Source organism: Tolypothrix bouteillei VB521301, assembly GCF_000760695.4.
Classification (GTDB): Bacteria; Cyanobacteriota; Cyanobacteriia; order Cyanobacteriales; family Nostocaceae; genus Scytonema; species Scytonema bouteillei_A.
This window is the reverse complement of record NZ_JHEG04000001.1, coordinates 3,326,207-3,346,867: the sequence shown is the minus strand read 5'-3', so window position 1 is coordinate 3,346,867 and position 20,661 is coordinate 3,326,207. Positions and strand designations below refer to the sequence as shown.

The 20,661-nt window shown below is 41.6% G+C and carries 15 protein-coding genes; 4 read left to right on the top strand and 11 right to left on the bottom strand.

Going from position 1 to position 20,661, the window contains the following annotated elements; all coding sequences use genetic code 11:
• Positions 1-5: 5 nt before the first annotated feature.
• Together devC and HC643_RS13300 are read right to left on the bottom strand one after the other, a co-directional pair.
• On the bottom strand, positions 6-1,181 hold the full coding sequence (devC, locus tag HC643_RS13305; protein ID WP_038079515.1) for an ABC transporter permease DevC: 1,176 nt from the start codon (positions 1,179-1,181) through the stop codon (positions 6-8).
• Complete coding sequence (locus HC643_RS13300; RefSeq protein ID WP_038079516.1) at positions 1,178-2,494, bottom strand: ABC exporter membrane fusion protein; 1,317 nt, start codon at positions 2,492-2,494, stop codon at positions 1,178-1,180. Before HC643_RS13300 ends, devC begins: the two co-directional genes overlap by 4 nt.
• A 228-nt stretch (positions 2,495-2,722) precedes the next feature.
• On the opposite strand from HC643_RS13300, the gene HC643_RS13295 reads away from it, so the two are divergent.
• The 3 genes from HC643_RS13295 (at position 2,723) to HC643_RS13285 (ending at position 6,811) form a co-directional block, all read left to right on the top strand.
• Complete coding sequence (locus tag HC643_RS13295; RefSeq protein ID WP_038079520.1) at positions 2,723-3,571, top strand: TetR/AcrR family transcriptional regulator; 849 nt, start codon at positions 2,723-2,725, stop codon at positions 3,569-3,571.
• A 502-nt stretch (positions 3,572-4,073) separates the two neighbouring features.
• Positions 4,074-6,185, top strand: coding sequence for a bifunctional arginine dihydrolase/ornithine cyclodeaminase (gene argZ / locus HC643_RS13290; RefSeq protein WP_038079521.1), 2,112 nt, complete (start codon positions 4,074-4,076; stop codon positions 6,183-6,185).
• 86 nt (positions 6,186-6,271) lie between these two features.
• Entirely contained in the window at positions 6,272-6,811 is a 540-nt protein-coding gene (locus tag HC643_RS13285; protein ID WP_038079716.1) for a DUF2085 domain-containing protein, read from the top strand.
• Here HC643_RS13285 and HC643_RS13280 read toward each other — a convergent pair.
• Together HC643_RS13280 and HC643_RS13275 are read right to left on the bottom strand one after the other, a co-directional pair.
• Positions 6,808-8,193, bottom strand: coding sequence for an endo-1,4-beta-xylanase (locus tag HC643_RS13280; protein ID WP_167844677.1), 1,386 nt, complete (start codon positions 8,191-8,193; stop codon positions 6,808-6,810). The two genes, HC643_RS13285 and HC643_RS13280, sit on opposite strands and share 4 nt — an antisense overlap.
• Positions 8,194-9,175: 982 nt before the next feature.
• A complete protein-coding gene (locus HC643_RS13275) occupies positions 9,176-10,465 on the bottom strand; it encodes an RNA-guided endonuclease InsQ/TnpB family protein (protein WP_038079522.1) in 1,290 nt (429 codons plus the stop codon).
• 51 nt (positions 10,466-10,516) lie between these two features.
• Here HC643_RS13275 and tnpA point away from each other — a divergent pair, with 51 nt between their 5' ends.
• Entirely contained in the window at positions 10,517-10,915 is a 399-nt protein-coding gene (gene tnpA, locus HC643_RS13270) for an IS200/IS605 family transposase (RefSeq protein WP_038079531.1), read from the top strand.
• Between the two features lie 191 nt (positions 10,916-11,106).
• Here the strand turns inward: tnpA and HC643_RS13265 are convergent, their stop codons facing one another.
• The 7 genes from HC643_RS13265 to HC643_RS13235 form a co-directional block, all read right to left on the bottom strand.
• Positions 11,107-12,195, bottom strand: coding sequence for a glycosyltransferase family 4 protein (locus HC643_RS13265; protein ID WP_038079720.1), 1,089 nt, complete (start codon positions 12,193-12,195; stop codon positions 11,107-11,109).
• Positions 12,196-13,141: 946 nt separating this feature from the next.
• Positions 13,142-14,485 carry an oligosaccharide flippase family protein gene (locus HC643_RS13260; protein WP_038079533.1) on the bottom strand — a complete coding sequence of 448 codons (1,344 nt, stop codon included), beginning with the start codon at positions 14,483-14,485 and terminating at the stop codon, positions 13,142-13,144.
• A gap of 39 nt (positions 14,486-14,524) precedes the next feature.
• On the bottom strand, positions 14,525-15,568 hold the full coding sequence (locus tag HC643_RS13255; RefSeq protein ID WP_202048611.1) for an acyltransferase family protein: 1,044 nt from the start codon (positions 15,566-15,568) through the stop codon (positions 14,525-14,527).
• 462 nt (positions 15,569-16,030) lie between these two features.
• The gene (locus HC643_RS13250; RefSeq protein WP_038079535.1) at positions 16,031-17,320 is read right to left on the bottom strand and encodes a glycosyltransferase; all 1,290 of its coding nucleotides are present in this window, start codon (positions 17,318-17,320) and stop codon (positions 16,031-16,033) included.
• Positions 17,321-17,323: 3 nt separating this feature from the next.
• Complete coding sequence (locus HC643_RS13245) at positions 17,324-18,361, bottom strand: NAD-dependent epimerase/dehydratase family protein (RefSeq protein WP_038079539.1); 1,038 nt, start codon at positions 18,359-18,361, stop codon at positions 17,324-17,326.
• On the bottom strand, positions 18,358-19,410 hold the full coding sequence (locus tag HC643_RS13240; protein WP_038079540.1) for a Gfo/Idh/MocA family protein: 1,053 nt from the start codon (positions 19,408-19,410) through the stop codon (positions 18,358-18,360). Before HC643_RS13240 ends, HC643_RS13245 begins: the two co-directional genes overlap by 4 nt.
• Positions 19,411-19,510: 100 nt before the next feature.
• Positions 19,511-20,509 carry a glycosyltransferase family 2 protein gene (locus tag HC643_RS13235; RefSeq protein ID WP_038079730.1) on the bottom strand — a complete coding sequence of 333 codons (999 nt, stop codon included), beginning with the start codon at positions 20,507-20,509 and terminating at the stop codon, positions 19,511-19,513.
• Positions 20,510-20,661 lie beyond the last annotated feature (152 nt).

Sequence of the window (20,661 nt, the reverse complement as noted above, 5' to 3'; positions counted from 1 at the left end):
ATTAGCTAAAACATATCCGCAGGATCGGCTGATTGCAGTTTTCGAGTAGCGATCGCACCCGATATGAGACACATAATGATGGTGAGGATAAGGACGAATACAGCTCGTGAGAGAGTCATGTAAATGGGTAGGTTGGTTGCATTTCTGGTTAAAGAGTAAAGACCGAGGGGTACTATAGCCCCAGGAATAAAGCCTAGAAATGCTAAGATAATAACTTCTTCAAATATGACTCCAAGTAAATAGAGATTTTGATATCCCATTGCTTTGAAGGTAGCGTATTCTTTAAGATGGGCATTGACATCTGTGGAAAGGACTTGATATACGATGATGATCCCAACCATGAATCCCATTGAGACTCCCACCCCAAAGATAAAACCAATAGGGCTTTCTGATTGCCAAAAGTTTTGCTCAAATTGAATAAATTGCTCGTGGGTTAAAGCTTTGACATCATCCGGTAAGTAATTTTGTAGCGCTACAGCTACCTGTTCTGCATTATAGCCAGATTCAAGGTAGATTAAACCTAGATTAATACTTGCTGCTTCTCGCTTGGGAAATAGCCGTAAAAAGTTTTGGTCGCTGGTAATTAAGTTACCATCAGCCCCAAAGGAAGTTCCCAGTTTGAATAACCCAGCAAGCGTAATGGTTCGATTTTCTATTTCAGTTGTTGCTGTTTTTCCTTGTTCAATTTGAGCAATAACTTCCTGATACTTTCCTTTAGAATCTCGGTCAAATAAAAAGTTATCTGTCAGTTTTATCTTATCTAACTGTTGGTTGACTTCTGCTAGCTGGAAAGCCGAACGGTCGGGATTAATACCCATAACTTGAATGGCTGTTTCGCTGCGAGTTTGAGGATTTTTCCACGTAATGACGTTAACGTACATTGCTTCTGCTGCTTTCACTCCTGAAAGAGAAGATGCTTGATACAATCGCCGTCGGGAAAATGTGGATAAATTTTGCATATTACGAGCTTTAGGGCTGATTAAAACAATATCTGCATCCAAAACTCGGTTGAGGCGTGTATTACTGTCATACAAAGCGCTTTGAAAACCCAGCTGCATAAACATGAGAACATCAGCAAAGGCTATCCCTGATAATGCTACAAGCAAACGGCTTTTTTCGCGACTCAGTTGCAGCCATCCTAAAGGAGTTCGTCGTTGTAATTGTTGGATAAATCCGATCAAATCTCAATCACCGCCTTGACTTGTAAGTTAGTTAACTTTGCTGCTTTTGTACTGGAAGCATTATCGAGTCGTATATGGACTTCCACAACTCTGGCGTCAATATTGCTGCTGGGATCTGTGTTGACAACGCTTTGGCGCTTCACTTGCAAGCCTATTAAATCAACTTTTCCTTGCAATTCTTTTGAGAAAGAATCACTCGTGACTCTCACTTGCTGTCCCAGACGCACTTTATTAATATCACTTTGATAGACTTCTGCAACAACGTACATTTGGCTTGTTTGTCCAATTTCAACAATGCCATCTTGCGATACGACTTCGCCCGCACGCGTGTGTATATCTAAAATTTGACCGTTTTGTGGCGATCGCACGTAAGCTTGTTCTAAATTTTTCTTAGCCTGATTGACTTCTGCTATAGCGTCGTTGACTTCTGCTATAGCCAATTCTATATCCACCGGGCGGACTTCGGCTATCTTTTGCAATGTGGCTTGAGCTTCATTAACTTGTCGCTTACCGGTGGTATTGATGCGGGAAAGAACAGCTTGGGCTTCGCTCAGTTGTCTGCGACTCGTGCTATCGATACGGTTTAGGACTGCTTTGGCTTCGTTAAGCTGCTGTGTTGCTGTATCTAAACTCAAACGTTTGCTGTCAAAAGAAGATTTAGAAATCGCACCTTCTATTGCAAGCTGCTCGTAACGTTTGTATTCAGAGCGAGCATTATTCAATTCTGCTTCTAGTTTTCCAATGGTTGCTTGTTGCGCTGTTTTATCTCCTTCCCATTGCGCTTTAATTCTAGCTATGGTTTCTTCTTGAGCGATTTGATCTCCCTCCCACTGGGCTTTTAATCTGTCAATTTGAGCTCTTTGGGCGTCAATCTCACCGCGTTTTGCACCCGCTTTAACCTGAGCAAGGTTTGCTTGCTTGATTTTTACCTGTTCTTGCGCCTTGACTAAACTGGCTTGAAGTCTATCTTTGCTATCAAGAATGGCGATCGCTTGTCCTGCTTTGACTTCTTGTCCCTCCTTTACCAAGAGTTGCTCGACTCGATTTTCTTGAGAGGATGTGGGTGCTGAAACTTTAATGACTTCTCCCTGTGGTTCTAGCTTTCCTAAAGCAACAACCTTTGTGACTTTAGGTGCGATCGCTTGAGGTACTTGAGGCTGACTCGATTCTTTCGCCTGAAACTGCTGAAGTTGGTAGATTGTGACTCCACTAATAACGAGAGTTGTGGCAATTCCTAAGACGAACACGGGGTGGCGCTTTTGTTTGAAAGATACAGAACTGTTAGATGTTGTCTTTGTTGCATCACTCACCATAGGTGATTTGCCTCGTCAGTTATGACATTAACTAAACTGTTTAGTTTTCTTGCTTATTTATAAACTAAACTGTACAGTATATGGATGTCAAGGGGAGAGCGCATACATAAAATATAGTTATTGAAAAGCTGTAGGATAGAAAAACTCGCTATTTAGTAGAAAACCTGTTTGTCAGACTTATTTTCTGACAATTCAAAGAAAACACTATATAATGTAGCCTTATTTAAAATGAAAGAAACAGAAGACCAGACTCCAGAGCGCAAGCTTTCCGAAGAGAAGGTTGAAGCCATTCTCTCAGGAGCAATACAAGAGTTCTTAACACATGGATATGCTGCTACAACAATGGATCGGGTCACAGCAGCAGCGGGTGTATCTAAGGCAACTGTTTATAATTATTTTCAGGATAAGGAAGGATTATTTACTGCCCTCATACAAGAATTGATCCTCAAGCAGTATCAAGCTGCTTTTAATCCTCAAAAAGCCCTCTCAGCGGAGGGTGAAGTGTCTGATATTCTGCGCTTAGTAGCAGTTTCCCTTATGGATAAAGCAACAGGCGATGAACGGGTTATGGGATTAATGCGCTTGGTAGCTGGTGAATCGGGACGCTTTCCGGAATTAGCACGAGCTTTTGTTCGTAACATGGAAAAACCAGCTTTACAAGACCTCACTCAATTTCTGGCTTGCAGTCCTCTCAATCTACCCGATCCAGAAGCATCTGCACGAATTTTTTTGGGGGCGTTGGTTCATTTCATGTTGGTTCAGGAAGTATTCCATGGTAAAGACATTCTACCTATGGAACGCGATCGCCTGATCGACAACTTGGTTGGCTTGTTTGCAGCCAAACAAACTCCACAGCCTTCACCATCAGATCCATTTTCAGGAACGAAGCAAAAATCTCAAAGACGTAACCGTAAGGATTCTGGGAAATTTGAGCGAGACTATTCCGAACCCAAGCGTCTGAGATCTATCCGACTGACAGATACAGCTTGGGAAAACTTGGCTGCGATCGCAGCTAAAAATCAACTGACCCGGAGTGAAATTATTGAAATCATTGCTCGCAATGAGGATGCGATCTAAAAATATGTACACCAACGTGTATATACATGGGTGGCTAAAGATTGAGTACTTTTGTTGAGTAGATATGCTGTATATACATGGATGGAATGATTTATTCTTATGGTTAGTATTTTCTCGTTCTCAAGGAGAACCTGTAAAAAGGAAAAGGAGCTTAGCAAAAATTAACAATACTCGTAACGGTAAACTCTAAGCGAATATACAGAGGAGAAACAAACTAAGCAAGCGGTATTGCCGAATTACAGCATAATTCCAAAGCTTTAAGTCCAACTCCCTTCTCCCTAAGGAAGAAGGGTTGGGGATGAGGGCAACTTCGTTATCTCTCCTGTTTGATACCTTGCACACTAGGGCTAGAATATAGCATGACCTTTGTGCCTTTATTAACTTAATCAGTAGAAATTTTTACAGAAATGTAGTAAATTCTACAGAAAAAAGCTCAAACAAAAATCTGTATTGAAAAAAAAGGCAAAAAAGGTTTAGCATCTAACCCCAACTGTAAACTTTTATGGATTCCCGGATTCGCTTTTTGATGTGCTCCCCCGACCACTATGATGTGGACTACGTTATTAACCCTTGGATGGAAGGGAACATTCACAAGTCATCTCAAGAACGTGCTGTAGAACAGTGGGAGAAACTGCATCATATCCTTAAAGAATATGCAATTGTAGACTTGGTGCCACCTCAGAAAGGTTGGCCAGATATGGTGTTTACAGCTAACGCTGGCTTGTTGTTAGGGAAAAACGTTGTCCTGAGTCGTTTTTTACACAAAGAGCGTCAGGGGGAGGAACCTTACTTCAAGCAGTGGTTTGAAGACAACGGCTACACTGTTTACGAACTGCCTAAAGATTTACCATTTGAGGGTGCGGGAGACGCACTTCTGGATCGGGAAGGACGCTGGCTGTGGGCTGGATATGGTTTCCGAACAGAGTTAGATTCTCACCCCTACCTGGCAAAATGGCTGGATATTGAGGTGCTGTCTTTGCGCTTGATTGATGAGCGATTTTACCATCTAGATACTTGCTTCTGTCCTTTAAGTAATGGCTATCTGCTATACTACCCTCCCGCTTTTGATTCCTACTCCAATCGTTTGATCGAAATGCGGGTTCACAAAGATAAGCGCATTGCTATTGCAGAAGCAGATGCGGTTAACTTCTCTTGCAATGCGGTGAATGTTGACCACATTGTTGTCATGAATAAAGCTTCTGATGCTTTAAAAGCACGTCTGGCACAAGTCGGGTTTCAAGTCATTGAAACTCCACTGTCTGAATTCTTGAAAGCTGGGGGTGCGGCTAAGTGCTTGACACTGCGAGTCACCGAACCAGTACGGGAAGAAGTTCATGCCAACGTATTGGTTGAAAGTCGCATCTTCCGCATTGAAGGGCATTTGCTGGACTCTGGTTTGATTAACCGTGCTTTGGATTTAATTGTCGATAACGGTGGTAGTTTCCAAGTCCTGAATTTTTCATTGGGAGAACAACGGCAAAGTACTTCAGCGGCGGAGGTGAGAGTGTCAGCACCTTCTCATGAAGTGATGGAAACTATTCTCTCTCTTCTGATTGATTTGGGTGCGGTCGATTTACCGCAGGATGAGCGGGATGCTAAGCTCGAACCCGTGACTCTACCTGGAGTTGCACCTGATGATTTTTATGTCACCACAATTTATCCGACTGAAGTGCGGATTGATGGTGAGTGGGTAAAGGTACACAACCAGCGCATGGATGGTGCGATCGCAATTTCTCAAACTCCCAATGGCTTGTTAGCACAATGTAAAATTTTACGTGACTTGGAAGTTGGGGAACGCGTTGTTGTTGACGTACAAGGTATCCGTACTATCCGGAAAACAGAATCTCGCGAACAACGGAATGCTCAGGAATTTAGCTTTATGTCGGCTGGGGTTTCTAGCGAGCGGCGCGTGGAACTGGTTGTTGAGCAAGTGGCTTGGGAATTACGGAAAATCCGCGATGCTGGCGGTAAAGTTGCTGTAACGGCTGGACCTGTGGTAATACATACTGGGGGTGGCGAACACCTGTCGCAGCTGATTAGAGAAGGATATGTTCAGGCGTTGCTGGGTGGAAATGCGATCGCAGTTCATGACATCGAGCAAGCGATGATGGGGACTTCCCTAGGTGTGGATATGAAGCGAGGTGTTGCTGTCCGTGGAGGACATCGACATCATTTAAAGGTGATTAACACGATTCGTCGCTATGGTAGTATTGCTAAGGCAGTTGAGGCTGGGGTAATTCCTAGTGGCGTAATGTATGAGTGTGTACGCAATGGCGTACCGTTTTGTCTTGCTGGATCGATCCGGGATGACGGTCCTTTGCCAGATACGGAAATGGATTTGATTAAAGCGCAAACTGAGTACGCTAGGTTGCTCAAAGGTGCGGATATGATTTTGATGCTGTCATCGATGCTGCATTCGATTGGCGTGGGAAATATGACTCCTTCCGGGGTAAAGATGGTTTGTGTTGATATCAATCCAGCGGTAGTGACGAAGTTGAGCGATCGCGGTTCCATAGAGTCTGTTGGTGTGGTGACGGATGTGGGCTTGTTCCTAAGTCTCTTGGTGCAGCAATTGGATAAGTTGACCAGTCCTTATACTATTAAGTTAGGTTAAGTTAAGTTGGGTGGGCAATGCCCACCACTTGATTGTTTATTCATGAGCCACAGAGTACGCAGTGGAAAGAAGAAGAGGAAGAGAGAATGGTAGGCGTGACTTCTCGTCAAGGAGTACAAATTCGTTGGGTTAGTTTTATTGCGGATTTCCTACTATCTGGGATGGTGGTTGGACCTCTGGTTGCTCCTTTTTTGGCAGGGTCTGGGTTACCTTTATTACCTATTGTTGCGGATATTATTTATTTGATGGGCCGTCATGTGTGTCCTCAACCCGATATGGGAGTGGTTTTGGCATCACCTCACATTATGGCGGTTTGTATGCGTTGTTACGGAACTGTAACGGGTTTGCTGGTGACTCGCTTGCTGTTTGGGATAACAGGTGGTAAAGGTTTTTACTGGTTGAGTCAGTACGGTTGGAGTGGTGTTGCGGTTGCTAGTGTTTTGATGATGGCTTATCCCTTGGAACTGGCTGCTCAGGTTTTGGGTTTGTGGAGCTTTCACAATTATGTTGTGACTCCTTTTGGGTTGATAACAGGTTTGGCATGGGGTTTATTGACTATGCCGATTTTGCATGGAGGGGTTGTAAACTCCCAACTTCTTGAAGGAAGTCGGGAGTCTGGCGTCTAGGACGTTATACCACTGATTGTCAATCTTCTACCATCAGGTGAAAGAGTTGTGGATACTGTTTGACTGGTAAGGTTTTTGCTGGCTGTGACTTCATAGTCGCCTAGGAATCCTCTGACCTTGAATTCCCCATTAGTATCTGTTTTACCTGTTGTATTCGTCCACCACTGATTGAAGACTAAATCAAGGTAAACCTGTCCGCTGGGCTTTAAGCTCCAATCGGCATTGTAGATGGGCGCATTGCTAAGCCAATGTTTGCCGTCCCAAAAACCCCACATGATAAAGCCTTTTGTAGCTGGATGGCTGAAAACAGCCGTCATAAAGTCACGCGTTACCTCAGCTTGTAATTGTTTGTCAGGTGTCAGCACATCAAACTCAGTAATTTTAATGGGAAGGTTGAATTTAGCAAAGCGATCGAGGGTACTGAGAAAGTCTGGTATTGAAATAGGAAGCTCGTTGAATAAATGACCTTCTATACCAATTCCTTCAAGTGGCGCACCGTTGGCAAGTAGGTACTGAATGATATTTTCGTATTCATCTGCTTTGCTGTTTCTCTCATATAAATTTTGGTTAACGTAGAGAACAGCATCTGGATCTGCCTGATGAGCAGCATGAAATGCATCGACAAGAATAGATTGACCTAAAATTGTCTGAAAATCTGTGTTCTCACAAGGCTCGTTTACAACATCCCAATCGTTAATTTGACCTTTCAAGGCACTAGTCTGTTCGGTGATATGAGAAATGATACGAGTCCGTAAAAAGTTATCTGCAGCTGTCTTTCCCTGTAGCGATAGGGTGTCATTGTAGGCACTCTCCAACTCAGGGGGCGAATTTCTCCAACTAGGCCAAATAAGATTGTGTCCGCGCACTTTCAGGTTTCTACTTTTCAACCAGTTAACTGCTTCTATCGCTTGGGAACGTAATTGCAAGTTATCCCATCGAACCCACTTAAGACTATCTTCATTCACTGCTTCATTAAATAACTGTAAAACGTTATCTCGATACCGATCGCCATCAGAGTTATTCGAGTTCAATAGCAAAGCATCGTCAGTTGCACTCCCAAAGCTGTAGGCGTGGCGCTTCATGGCAACACGTACATCTGCATTAGGGATGGGATTACCACTAGCATCCGTGACTACAACTGTCAAATCACCTTTACGGTATTTTTCAATATTTTGGTTAGCTGTTTCACGCCACGCAGTGTCAGATGAAATTTGGGCTATTAAATGGCTGCTGTTTTCCTGTCGATTTGGGAAATTTGTCTCCTTTGCTTGCGTCAGTGCAATATGAATACCAAATGTCATGACAAAACCGAACAGAGTTGCTAGCAGTGTCACGATCGTTTGCCTTCTCAGTTGGCATTGCTGCTTTTTGCAATTGAACATATTCATTATTTCTAATTTCTTGCTTTTTTACACAAAGATTTTTGCTAAAAACCGGAGTTTCTATCTCACTTAGCAAAGCCAGCATATCATAGTAGCGCAGTTAATATTAACCTGAATTTATCAATTTTTCAGATAAAAATCTAGAATGGTTAAAGTATAAAAATCTTTACTAAAAATCTTGGGTTTAACCATTCTCTTAAACAAGAATCACCTATCTAAAGTTAGAGATTCGTTTGTTATATGACTTTTCTTAAAGTGGCACAAGAGGGTTGCTATAAATGTTCTAAAATTGAAATTAAATGTCAAAAAGCTTTCAACAAACTATGTTTGAGCTTAGCGGAACCTCACTTATAAGATTTTTTCATGAATGATATTCAATCTATAATTTAGAGTTTTATTATTGAAATTTTTATGTTTATCTATTAGAAAATGTAATTTCTCTATCGAAAAATTCAGGACAATCAACACAAATCTCACCCAATGCAAACCCATTCCACTGTTTGGATGACTCCCAAATCACCCTAAAAATTACTAATTTTTGGAAATAGGGGTATAATGAAGCCCACGAGCATCAAACGGTAGACTTTAGCCTTAACGATTCTTATATGGAAATCCTACAAAGAGACGCATATATGCACATCGGATTTATCTCCCTTAAGTACCATGTATAAAAGGAGAGAACTAGGAAATTAAGTTCCCTCCCCTTTACAAGGCTACCCATTAGGTGCATCTTTACTAAAGCTTCCATGAAGCCAGACAAAGCTATGTATTGTCCGGATTTCTCTTAATATTTTGAGAAAGAGCAAGCTAAATTACAAACAATTAGATCTTCGGCGCAACTTTAGCAAGTTGACCTACGAGACTGCTCCTTGTAAGCTTTATCCAATCAAAATTTTAAGATTGTGAAGAAAGATGTGGATTAATGGATCGCTCTTATAAGCAGGGGGAGGGAGTGAATGTATATAGAGTAGTTTTGACATACTCACCGACCTAAAGGTGCGGTGATTCTTGACACTTCATCGACTGATGCGACCGTTGTCGTCTGACTCTGTCTCTGTGTCCGTTTAAGGTCGTGCCGATGCCCCATGCCGACCATTTCTATATTTCTACAGGCATTCTCATCTCTGTCGTGTTCAGTACCGCAATTTAGACACAATACTGAACGCACAGAGAGATCAATTTTGCCCCAACGATACCCACAGCAAGAGCAAGTTTGACTAGTAGGTTCCCATCTGCTAATCACCCTGAATTCCCGGTTAAGCTTTTCAGATTTAGCCTCGCACAATACCCGGAATTCTCGCCATCCCTGCAAGCTGATTGCTCTTGCAAGTTTGCGGTTTTTAACCATTCCTGATACGTTTAAATCTTCCAAAACAATAGTTTGGTTCTCGCTAACTACTTTGGTTGATAACTTATGCAGGAAATCTTTGCGGGTATCAGCGATTTGATTGTGTCGTTTAGCAATCTTTAACCGAGTAACTTCACGGCGTTTAGACCATGATTGTTGTCTTGCTAGTTGGCGTTGTAGTTGGCGAATTTTACGGTCTTTCTTTAAGTAATTTGGGCTAGTTGCTACTTCGCCATTACTCATGACCGCAAAAGTTTTAAGACCTAAATCAATGCCAATGCTTTGGTTTTTAGCGTTGACTTGAATAGGAGCTATCTCTACAACGAAACTGAGGAAATAACGATTAGCACAATCTTTGATGACTGTTACGCTGCTTGGTGCAGATGGTGAGCAAGTTCGAGTCTTGGCGGTTTCCGTCGAGTCGAAACTTGCGAACCCGGAGGGTAGTTGTCTTGACCAAACTGGCTTAACATTGCCAATCTTTGCCAAGTACACTTCATCTCCTTTGATAGAAAATCCACCAATTCTAAACCGTGCTGATTGTCTCCCTGTTTTCTTTTTAAACTTGGGAGTACCTACTTTTTTGAGGCAGCGCGTTGCGGGGGTTCCAAGCGTTGTAGCGACTGCCGTACCTTTTCTTTTACCTTTGAGTGAATCAAAAAAGTTCTTGTAGGCAACACCTAAATCAGCAACAGACTGCTGTAATGGAATGTTAGAAACATTAGACAACCACGATCTTTCATCAGTCTTTTTAGCTTGCGTAATCACCAACTTTTGCAAGTCGTTGTTACTGGGCAACTTTTCAGACTGCTTACAGATAGCCAACGCATCATTCCAAACTACGCGCACACAGCCAAACAACTGAGCTAAACTCTGTTGCTGTTGGTCTGTTGGGTAGAAACGGAATTGATACCTGGCTTTCATAGACAGTGCTATAATTGGTCTACAAAATAATTATACATTGGTCTACAGAGAATGACAAGCCAGTTTCGCAGGGAAAGACACTCTGTTACAGACTTAAAAATTCACTTGGTCTGCGTTACTAAGTATCGTAGGTCTGTATTTACAAAAGAAAGCCTTGAATTAATTGATAAGACGTTTAGAGAAGTAGCTAAAAAGATGGACTTTCAAGTAATTGAATTTAGCGGCGAGGATAATCATGTTCACGCACTTATTGAATACCCTCCTAAATTATCTATCTCTCAAATAGTTAATGCTTTAAAAGGTGTTTCAAGTCGCCGCTATGGACAAGCTCGATACCCGAAACCTAATAAAGATGCCTTATGGAGTCCTAGTTATTTTGCTGTGTCTGTAGGGGGTGCGCCAATTGAAGTTCTAAAGCAGTACATCAGGAATCAAGAAAAGCCGTCCTAGAAGGACGGGGCTTGTATCCCATTCTTTTGGTCAAATCAGTGGTACGTTGATAGGGGCACACGGTATTGTCCTCAAATTGGGTACAATTGAGGTAAAGGAAAACTGCTATAGCTCGCAGTTTGAGAGCCGTTATGAATTTTCTCACTCTTGTAGTGGGATAAGGTGGGAAAAGTATTGTTTGGACATACAAACTAAACAAAAATGGCTGTTCTTACCGGGCTCTCAAATCTCGAGCTGATTTCCATAGCTAAATATTCAACATAATTTTTTTGGTTGTACTGCTTTTGGACTAGTTCGTAACCTCTCTGAGCCTGCATTTGCGCTTTGTACGGATTGTCCAAGAGATTCTGGATTGCTTGTTTCATTTGCTCTGAATCGTAGGGACTAACACCAGTAACTATGCCTTCATCAATCAGTTTGCTAATTATTCCTGGTGTGCGAGTGATTACAACGGGTTTGCAACAAGCCATTGCTTCAAACAAAGTACTGAGTCCGGCTTCTTGTGTATTCTCAACCAAAGGAACAACAACTATGTCAGAGTCACGGTATAATTGTAATAATTCATACCAAGAGTAAAAGCGAGATGACATATTATTTGGAATCAGTTTTGGGAACGATCGCTTTAATTTTTTGGCATTATTTGAGAAAGCGCAAATTTTGACATCTACATCTAAATCCTTGGTAGCATCTGCAAGAGTCCTATAATCCCGTTTTTCTAAACCTCCACTGCCTATAATCGGGCGGCGTTTCTCGTGGGAGGTAGGTCCTGGTGTAAAGAAAGATGCATCTGTCGGTTGTGCTTTCACTTCATAAATTCGATTTTTGGGTAATTGCAAGTATTGGCTGAGAAAAGTAATTTCTGAAGGAACCGTAGAAACAAATAAATCAATTTTATTGGCTACTTGAAATATTTGTAATGCCAGACGACCGCGAGGTCTATTCATGTTGTGAAAATAGCCAATAAGTTTGGGTCGCCTCTTTTTCAGCCCACAAAGAGTTGCTAAAGGAATGCCGACATCCTCACCCGTACAATAAATGATATCATCTTCATCACATTGTAAGGACAAGTTGCGTGCTAAAGCCCAGTGTTCTGGACGACCTATAACCTTTGCAAGTATTCTATCTATTGGTAAAATTTGTTCTTCTCCTGGCTGATGAACTTTTGCTCCCAAACGCTGACTGAGTTCCCAGATAGCGTGAGAGGGAGTCATTCCTAATTGGGCATTTCGTGTCATGCCTTCTAGATCGCATGGGGGACTTAAAGCTATATGGTATTTCAAATTTTTCTCCTTCCACAATTCACTATTAACTCTTTCCAGAGTCTTGTAATTTACTCTCAAAAAAAATGTAAGAATGAGAGAAAATGTTTTGAGTTACAAGTTGTATCATTAACAAAATAATATCAAACATATATGTAAAAAACATTACGATGATTTGTCAAGGTTTTGTATTTTTTGATAAATTTTGTATATAGGAAATGCTATGATTTCGTTCTATTATGAAGATTATGATAATTTTTTATAAACTTTGATTTTTGAGAGCTTTTTTTTGGTAGAAGCTGCTTTTAAACAAAATCTAATCTGAGATGCATGAAATTTTTCAAGCTAAAAACTTGACAGCAAGGCTTTCAAGAACCAAAAAGTACTGACGAATATAAGATATATTTTCAAAGCTACCAACCTTAGTTACAAAGATTAAGGTATACCTGAGTTACTTGGGAAACGTAATGAAAGTAATAAAAGTAAGATCGAACCAACCTTACCTTGCTAACACTTAATTTTTATCCCTTTTAAACTACATAGATAGCAATCCTAAATCATTTGTAGAAAATTGGAGTGCTAATAGCTAATAGCTAATGGCTAATGGTAAGCCCAGAGAAAGCAGGATGTGAGTACAGTGCTGCAGGCGGGTTTCCCACGCTCTGGGGACTAGCGAACTCGTATAGCCCTGCGGGCATAGCTTCGCAACGCGAAGCGTCTCCGTAAGGAGATAGGGCTAATGGTCAAAAAGCCATTAGCTATTAGCAGTCTTCACTCTTATTTTTATATTTCATTTAGGACTGCTATATATGTAACAAGTGTATTCAATCCGGACAAAAATTGAAGATTATTCAAAGCACTTGCAGATGAAAAATTCTATAAATAAGCATACTTACTATAAATTTAGTTTGTGATTCTCATCGTTGATTATTTTTCATCTAAAAATTAGCTTTCGATCGCTGTTCGTTCAACTCCAAAGTGACTGAATCGGTAACCCGAAACCTAAATAATTGCGAATTGCTAAAAATAGAGCTAAGACACCAATAAAAAAGACTGTGGTTTGAATATCTTGGATAAAACAAGAAAGTTTTTCCCGCCAAAGCCCGTAAAGGTTAACTATATATAAAGGGAAATCGCTCAATGCAATAACGAGAATTGCCCCAAGCGTACCATATTGAGAATATAAGACTGGTAGGATGAACGTAATTGTTGCAAACCGAGCAAAGTTGCTTTGGGCTGAGTAAAGGGGTTTTCCAATTGCTAGTAGAGCAGGGCTAATGGTATAAAATAGCAGGGAAAACCAGATACCACAGCATAAAATTGGCATCATCCAGGTGGCTTCAGCGTACCTGTCATCATACAGTACTGCAATCACCAGATCGCCGACAGTCACAAGTGAAGCTAATACAACTGCAAAACCTAATAACATCAGCCGTCGTTGACGAAGTATTTTAGCTCGTAAAGTCTCCCTTGGTCCATCAAGTACGTTAGCGATCGCTGGAAAAATGACTTTATAACTGAGTTGTCTGATGATTTCACGGGGTATGGTTGCTAGAGTGTAAGCGACTGTATAAACACCTAACATTTGAAACGATAGTAGCTTACCCAAAACTAGGCGATCTGCTTGTTCAGCAGCAAACATCAACCCTGATGAAATAAACATCCATTTACCGAAAGACAAAATTTCTTTGACTGCTTCTGGTTCCCAGCCAAAATCAGTGGGAGATTCTGGTACTAACCAGTAGCTGCTAATCATTTTGTACAATCCTCCCAGCGCTACTCCAAAACCTAAAGTCCAGATGTTAGGGTAAAGCCAGACTAAGGTAATCAAAGTGGAAAGATAACAAAACTGCAAAACGAGCTCGTAAAGGTTGAGCTTACCCAATTCCATTCGTCGGTGAAGGCTGTGCAAACCAATAGCACTCAATCCATCAAAAACTGAGAAAATCACAGATAGAGGAATTAACCATAAAAGGCGTCGATCGTTGTAAAAGTTTGCAATGGGAAAAGTGAGAATCAAGCAAACAATCCAGATGATCAAACCGCGAATTGCTTGTAGTGTTTTTGCAGTCTTCAGGAAAGCTGGTTCATCTCCCCGTTGGCTGTTGACTATACTTTGAGCAATACCAATGTCTGAGAATAATTCAAGACCTACTCTTAAGGTATTCACTAATGCCATTAAACCAAAAAATTCCGGTACAAGGAGGCGAGTTAGAATTAAATTATTGCCGAATCGCAGGACTTGAATGCCTCCAAAACCAACAATTGTCCAAATTGCTCCAACGATAGCTCGCTTTTTTACAGATTTCATATTTACATTTTAAGGTAATAGTCGTTGTGAGAATAAAAGTTAAGCTTTTAGAGAACGGAGCTTAAACATATATTGAAATCCCAATTTTGAACAAATTTTACTGAAGGCGATAGGTCCGTAAATACCAACATATGTTCCTATTAGTAAATGAACGATAGGTTCTGAAATGTGAAACATTTTCTGAAGAAAAATACGAGCAGAAGATGCAGCGATAATATGGGCTACATAAATTTCTAAAGAAAAGATTCCCCACTGTTTTACAAAATTCATTGTATTGAAATTTTGTAAGAGAACAGATAAAGCTGTTGACGCAGCAATACCGATCGTAGCAATGATGAAAATTGCAATAGGATTTTCATCGAATTTGAACACAACTGCTAGCGCGATTGCTAAATATCCAACTACTATTGTTAAGAGTAAAGGAAGAACCTTAAGTTGGTTAATTTTTGTTAGTAAGTTACTGCTACCAAAGCAAAGCCCTAAAGCAAAGTAAATGGCATAGCGTCTGACTAAATACAAAATACCCCAAGGACCAATGCTAATATCCAAGCAATATAAAATGTATATAAAGACAGAAAAAGCTAAAAAAATAACAGGAGATATTCTTAACTTATGGAAAATTGCATAGGCTAGCAAAATGATAAATAAAGTATAGAGGAACCAAAATTGCTGATAGGGTTGATAGATAATCCTCCAAATATCTGTAAATGTAACTGGCTGATTTGTATAACGTGAGGTCAAGATTTGAAGAATATTTTGTAGAATTGACCATATAAAATAGGGGTAAACAATGACAGAAATTTTATCAAGGACAAAACTTTTGAAAGGTTTGGATAGCGATCGCACTACAAACAACCCAGAGATAAAGAAGAACAGAGGCATATGAAAAGCATAAATCCAGCGATCGACCCACATGATGAATGCGGACTCTTCCAAAATCGAACTTTTTACTAGACCCCGTAGAGTATGTCCAACCACAACTAAAAATATACCAATCCCCTTTGCATAATCAACCCAATGCAGCCTTTGCTGCTTTACTTTTGTAGATGTTGCTTGAATCATAGTAGATGTTGCCTGAATCATAAATGGGTTTCTTAAAGGAATTTCAAATAAAAATATCCAAAAATTTCTTGTGGTACTAAGAGCAGTATTATGCGGTAAATCCAGAGAAAGGAGCTTAATTTCCTTATCTCTATGGAGAACTCCAAAGCCTCTGTTGAGGCGACTGCGGAGCCTGAAACTTGCTACCGATATAGGACAGGGAAGGACGCCTATCCCACAAGATGGATAGGATAATTTATTTCTTAGAAATCCCTAAAGACCATCACTAAATAACTAAATCTTGGGCATATATAGAGAAGAGCATTTCGGTACTCATGAATTGTTATAAGTAGGTGGGCAGAAAAATTTACAAGTATCTAACGAAAAGTAAAATCTTTGTATTTAACTTGGAGTAGCGCTGTCTGTACCTGCTGTATGCAAGAGTAGCGAACGCACGCGTTGCAACGAAAAACCAGTAATGATTGTTTGCACCCACTGGCTTAGTTACACTTTGCTGATAGCAGCTTCTTTTTTGGTTGTTAAAATCGAAACCTCTTTTTCTGGTAGCTTCGGACGAATAAGCTCGATACGTCCTTGTAGTGCTGCATTCATGACACAATGCAGCCGTGTAACTTCATAGATAATGTTAAAGTCTTTTTCAACTTTTGCTCTACCCGCCGTGCCAAATGTAACTCGGAGTTGAGGAGCATGGAGTAATTTTTTGATACACTCTCCTAGGGAGATTGCATCCCCTGGTGGAACTAGATAGCCGTTAACACCATTTTCGACTAACTCACTGACTCCAGCAATTTGCGTTGCTACAACCGGTACACCCGCAGCCATGGCTTCCATCAGGACAACAGGTATACCCTCTGCAAAGCTAGACATCACAAACACATCTGTCTGTTGCAAATACTGGCGTACTTCTGCTTGGGACTTATAACCAACATATTCGACACGATCTGTCAATCCCAGTTCGTCAGTTATTTTTTCCAATTGAGCGCGATCTGGTCCATCTCCAACGACTGTTAGCACGATCTCCGGTTCAACATCTTTTAAAGCAGCAAGGCTTTCTAGAAGAACGGGCAACCCTTTGACCGCCGCCAATCGTCCCACAAAAAGCAGCCGTTTTCCCAATTGGTTGTGAGTCACAACATCAAATAAAGTTGGATCGATACCGCAATGAATGATATGCATTCGATTCCATTTGTCAATAGGTGCAAACACCATTCCTTGAGAGCGAGCGTAATGGCTGATACAGCATACAAACAGCGCTCGTTTGATTTTTTCGTCAAGTCGCCAGTGATAGGGTTCAAAAAAGATGTTTGGACCGTGAAGTGTAAAGCTGTAAGTAAACCCGCCCAACTCAGCCGCTATCATTGCTACAGTACCACTAGAACTTGCCAAGTGATTGTGCAGGTGTTCTATACGCTTGGTCTTAATTTGTTGAGCGAGAATGCCGGCTTCCAGAAAGTAGAACAGTTGATAGATTAACCCGCGCCATCCTGGTTGTTGTGTAGCCCATGCTAGTTTCAACGCCCGCAAATATCTACTTGGGGAACTTAAAAATAGACTGAGATGCGCCAGGAGTAAGGCAATGGGATTGGGGGGAAGGATGTAGAACGTGCGATCGCGTTCGCTCTTTTGTTCCGGTCCTACCATATGCTCATCCCCCGTGCGGCGAATGGAAAAGGTATGGACTTCTACACCAAGTTCTCTCAAACCAGCAACTTCACGTTGGATAAAGGTATCCGTTGCTCTAGGGTACTCACCAGTTAGATAGGCAATCCGCATGACCTAGCCCCCCACAGTTTGTAACGAAGGTGCGGGAGAAGGTACATCTAACAGTTCCATATCACTACAACTGCGCTCAATTGCTTCATCAAGAGAATATTTGGGTTGCCATTGCAAAACTTTTTTAGCACGAGTATTGGGATATTGGAACGGCTTAAACCGAGCATCCAGCACTCTGGGAATAAATATACCAGGGAATCTTGCTTGCCCTTTAAGGATCTGTTGGTTGTACGTCCAGAAAATCCATGCTAAGAAGCGCATGAGAGGCCAACTAATGGAAATTGTGCGCGGTAAAGAGTCTAAGTGTTGCGCCAGTTTCTTGGCATAAACATTTTGGGTAGGCAAATTGTCATCAATGATGTTGAGAGTTTCTCCAATTGCTTCATTGCGTTCTACAGCGCTGACAATTGCATCTGCACAATTTTCTACATATGCTAAGGGACATTTTGCATTACCACCAACTTTTAACCACAGGTTCCCAACCAAAGGAGCTCCGATACAAGTGTTCCAGAGGTTATCTCTTCCATAAATCATCCCAGGGCGAATGTATGTCACTTGTGCTTTATAGTTTTGCTCAAACTCACGTACAAGTTCTTCCTGGAGAAGCTTGACTTGAGCATACTCGTCGCGATCGAGGGGTTTGCTCTCAAGGGGAGTCTCTTCGGTAATTGCTCTACCAGATGAGTAGTCATACACCGAGAAGGTGCTAATGTCAACTAACCGGAAGACTTGGGCTTGAATCATTGCATCAAGCAAGTTTTCCGTAGCGATAACTGTACCAGCAAATCGCCCGTAAAAGTCACCATCTTTAACGACTGCCAAATGGAGGACTGCATCTACACCCCGCAGAGCCTCAACAATACCATCCTTTCGCCGCAGATCGAGACGGACAAGTTCTACTGATGGATGATCGTGCCAAGCCAAGCGATTGACAGAACTTGCAGGTCGTACAACTGCACGCACTTTATGTCCCCGTCGCAAGGCTTCCGCAACAACATACTTGCCCAGATAACCTGATGCTCCTGTTATCAAGAGTTTCATATTTGATTTGCCTCCAGAAGTAATAATTGCACTAAACGGTTTGTTCGTTCCATGTCTTCAAAAGTAATTGGTGGCGTTTCACCATCGGCTAATGCTGTATAAGTTTTATCTAAAAGACGGTGCAGACCTTCATAGGGAGTTTTTTGCATCACCTTGCGGCGGAAGTTAGTCATTGATGCTCCCATCAACTCCCATCCATTAACAAAATGGTTTATTAACGGCGAGAGGAGTTTACCACCACGAGGTACAACACAGCGAAGGTAAGGTTGAAATAAATCTGTTTCCGCGTAACCTTTTGAACCACGTACTGTGATAAAGAAACATTGGGGTAACGCGTGACAGGTGAATCGAATCCGAGCGTGTTTTGAGCCTCCAATCACGATCGCATCCAAGTCATCGTACTTAAATAAATCTCCACCACCGTGATTGCTCCAAGCCGCACTGACGCGGTCAAAATCCGGAATAAAGCGCACCACTAAGGAGCACAAGTGTGTAATAAAATCATGAACAACGCCTGCGGGAAGTTTGTGAATGGGATTGGGCAGATTTTCATCTGCAAACGGTCCACCACTGCGAACATCAACTGCTACGCGAACTTCAACTTCCTGCACTTCACCAATAGTACCATCATCAACTAATTGTTTAATGGCAAGGATTTGTTCGTTGAAGCAGTAGTTCTGATTTTCAATTAGCCAACGATTTTGAGACTGCGAGAATGCCCAAAGTTCTTTGAATTCATCATAGGTTGGTGTAATTGGTTTCTCACAAAAGACGTGTACGTTAGCTTCCAAACAATCCTTGGCAATCCGCTTGTGGGTGTTAGGAGGAGTCAAAATGTGAACAACATCAGGCTTCACCTCATCTAACATTTGGCGGTAGTCAGTGTAGATCGAGTCTGCACCGAACCGTCGTGCTGCATATCTAGCAGCAGCATTTGAAAGGTCACACACACCAGCCAGATGAGCGCGATCGCACTCAGACAGAAACTTTAAATGCTCTTTAGAAATTGCCCCCGTACCAATTACGGCTGATTTGAGTTTTGTTGCCATTTAGAGTTAGTTGTTATTAGTTGTTATTAGTAGTTAGGGTTAGTAGTTAGTCACAACCACTACCATCAGCCATTAGCCATTAGCCATTAGCCATTAGCCATTAGCCATTAGCCATTTTGTATTCCACAATAGTGCTCTGCTGCTTGGATAAGCGAGACAGGTGAAACTTAATTTGACCTTGTAGTTGTGGGAATTTATCTAACACGCAAAACAGAGCGTAAACAATTGCATCTGATGCTGAAAAGCCCCGTTTTCGGGTAAAGCGGTACACGCGGTAAACTAAAAAAGCATAAGCTATTAAAAGTAACATCACACTCAGCCCCATGGTTGGCAATACACCAGCGATCGCCAATAAAGGCAAAAACAAACCCCAGAACCAAATTCTACGACTTTCCCTCACCCAGTGCCGTTCTGGACTGCGACCGTGGAGCCAAGCGCCTTCTGCATAAGCATGACCGTTACGAATTGAACGCTTCCACCATTGTCCAAAACGTAGAATTTGGGCATCATGTAGAGTCATTTCTGCATCAATACGCAAAATTTTACCACCTATTTGACGCAGCCGCACGCACAATTCTGGTTCTTCTCCTGCTATGAGTACTGGATTGTAACCTCCTACCATTTTGAATGCACTGACTCGCATCATGGCGTCACCCCCACAAGCTTTAGCTTCACCTACGGGAGTATTCCATTCAATATCACAAAGGAGATTGTAAATTGATTGGTGAGGAAATTCTTCTCGACGACGACCGCACACTACCACAACGTCTGGTTGAGAGACTAAAATCTGTTCGGCGCTTTCCAACCATCCCTCAACAATCCGACAATCTCCATCTACAAATTGAACAAATTCTACCTCTGGTTTCACCTGCAATAAGTGTTCAAAACCTGCGTTTCTCGCACGAGCTGCTGTAAAGGGAACAGATAGATCCAGTTCCACTACACGAACATCAAGGGACTGTGCTAGTGCCACGCTACCATCTGTTGACCCAGAATCAACGTAAACGACAGTTCGGTTTTCGCCCATCGCTGATTTTAAACAATGATGGAGACGTTCTCCTTCGTTGCGCCCGATAACAACAACTCCAATAGATTGCAAAGTCATACCTCCTAAAACGATACTGTCTTTTATCGATTCAAATTGACCTTAGTTGCTTTTGGGCTCGTAGTTGTGCTGTCTTCGCACAGATGGCAACAACTTTTTTTAATTGAAAGACACCTTTTTTAGGATGGCTGGAGGAAACTCAATCA

Excerpts from the sequence above, each read along its gene's own strand:
- tnpA (WP_038079531.1), top strand. The coding sequence starts at position 10,517 with ATGACAAGCCAGTTTCGCAGGGAAAGACACTCTGTTACAGACTTAAAA.
- HC643_RS13275 (WP_038079522.1), bottom strand. The coding sequence starts at position 10,465 with ATGAAAGCCAGGTATCAATTCCGTTTCTACCCAACAGACCAACAGCAA.
- HC643_RS13240 (WP_038079540.1), bottom strand. The coding sequence starts at position 19,410 with ATGGCAACAAAACTCAAATCAGCCGTAATTGGTACGGGGGCAATTTCT.
- HC643_RS13295 (WP_038079520.1), top strand. The coding sequence starts at position 2,723 with ATGAAAGAAACAGAAGACCAGACTCCAGAGCGCAAGCTTTCCGAAGAG.
- HC643_RS13280 (WP_167844677.1), bottom strand. The coding sequence starts at position 8,193 with ATGTTCAATTGCAAAAAGCAGCAATGCCAACTGAGAAGGCAAACGATC.
- HC643_RS13250 (WP_038079535.1), bottom strand. The coding sequence starts at position 17,320 with ATGCGGATTGCCTATCTAACTGGTGAGTACCCTAGAGCAACGGATACC.
- HC643_RS13285 (WP_038079716.1), top strand. The coding sequence starts at position 6,272 with ATGGTAGGCGTGACTTCTCGTCAAGGAGTACAAATTCGTTGGGTTAGT.
- HC643_RS13245 (WP_038079539.1), bottom strand. The coding sequence starts at position 18,361 with ATGAAACTCTTGATAACAGGAGCATCAGGTTATCTGGGCAAGTATGTT.
- HC643_RS13255 (WP_202048611.1), bottom strand. The coding sequence starts at position 15,568 with ATGATTCAGGCAACATCTACTATGATTCAAGCAACATCTACAAAAGTA.
- HC643_RS13300 (WP_038079516.1), bottom strand. The coding sequence starts at position 2,494 with ATGGTGAGTGATGCAACAAAGACAACATCTAACAGTTCTGTATCTTTC.
- argZ (WP_038079521.1), top strand. The coding sequence starts at position 4,074 with ATGGATTCCCGGATTCGCTTTTTGATGTGCTCCCCCGACCACTATGAT.
- HC643_RS13260 (WP_038079533.1), bottom strand. The coding sequence starts at position 14,485 with ATGAAATCTGTAAAAAAGCGAGCTATCGTTGGAGCAATTTGGACAATT.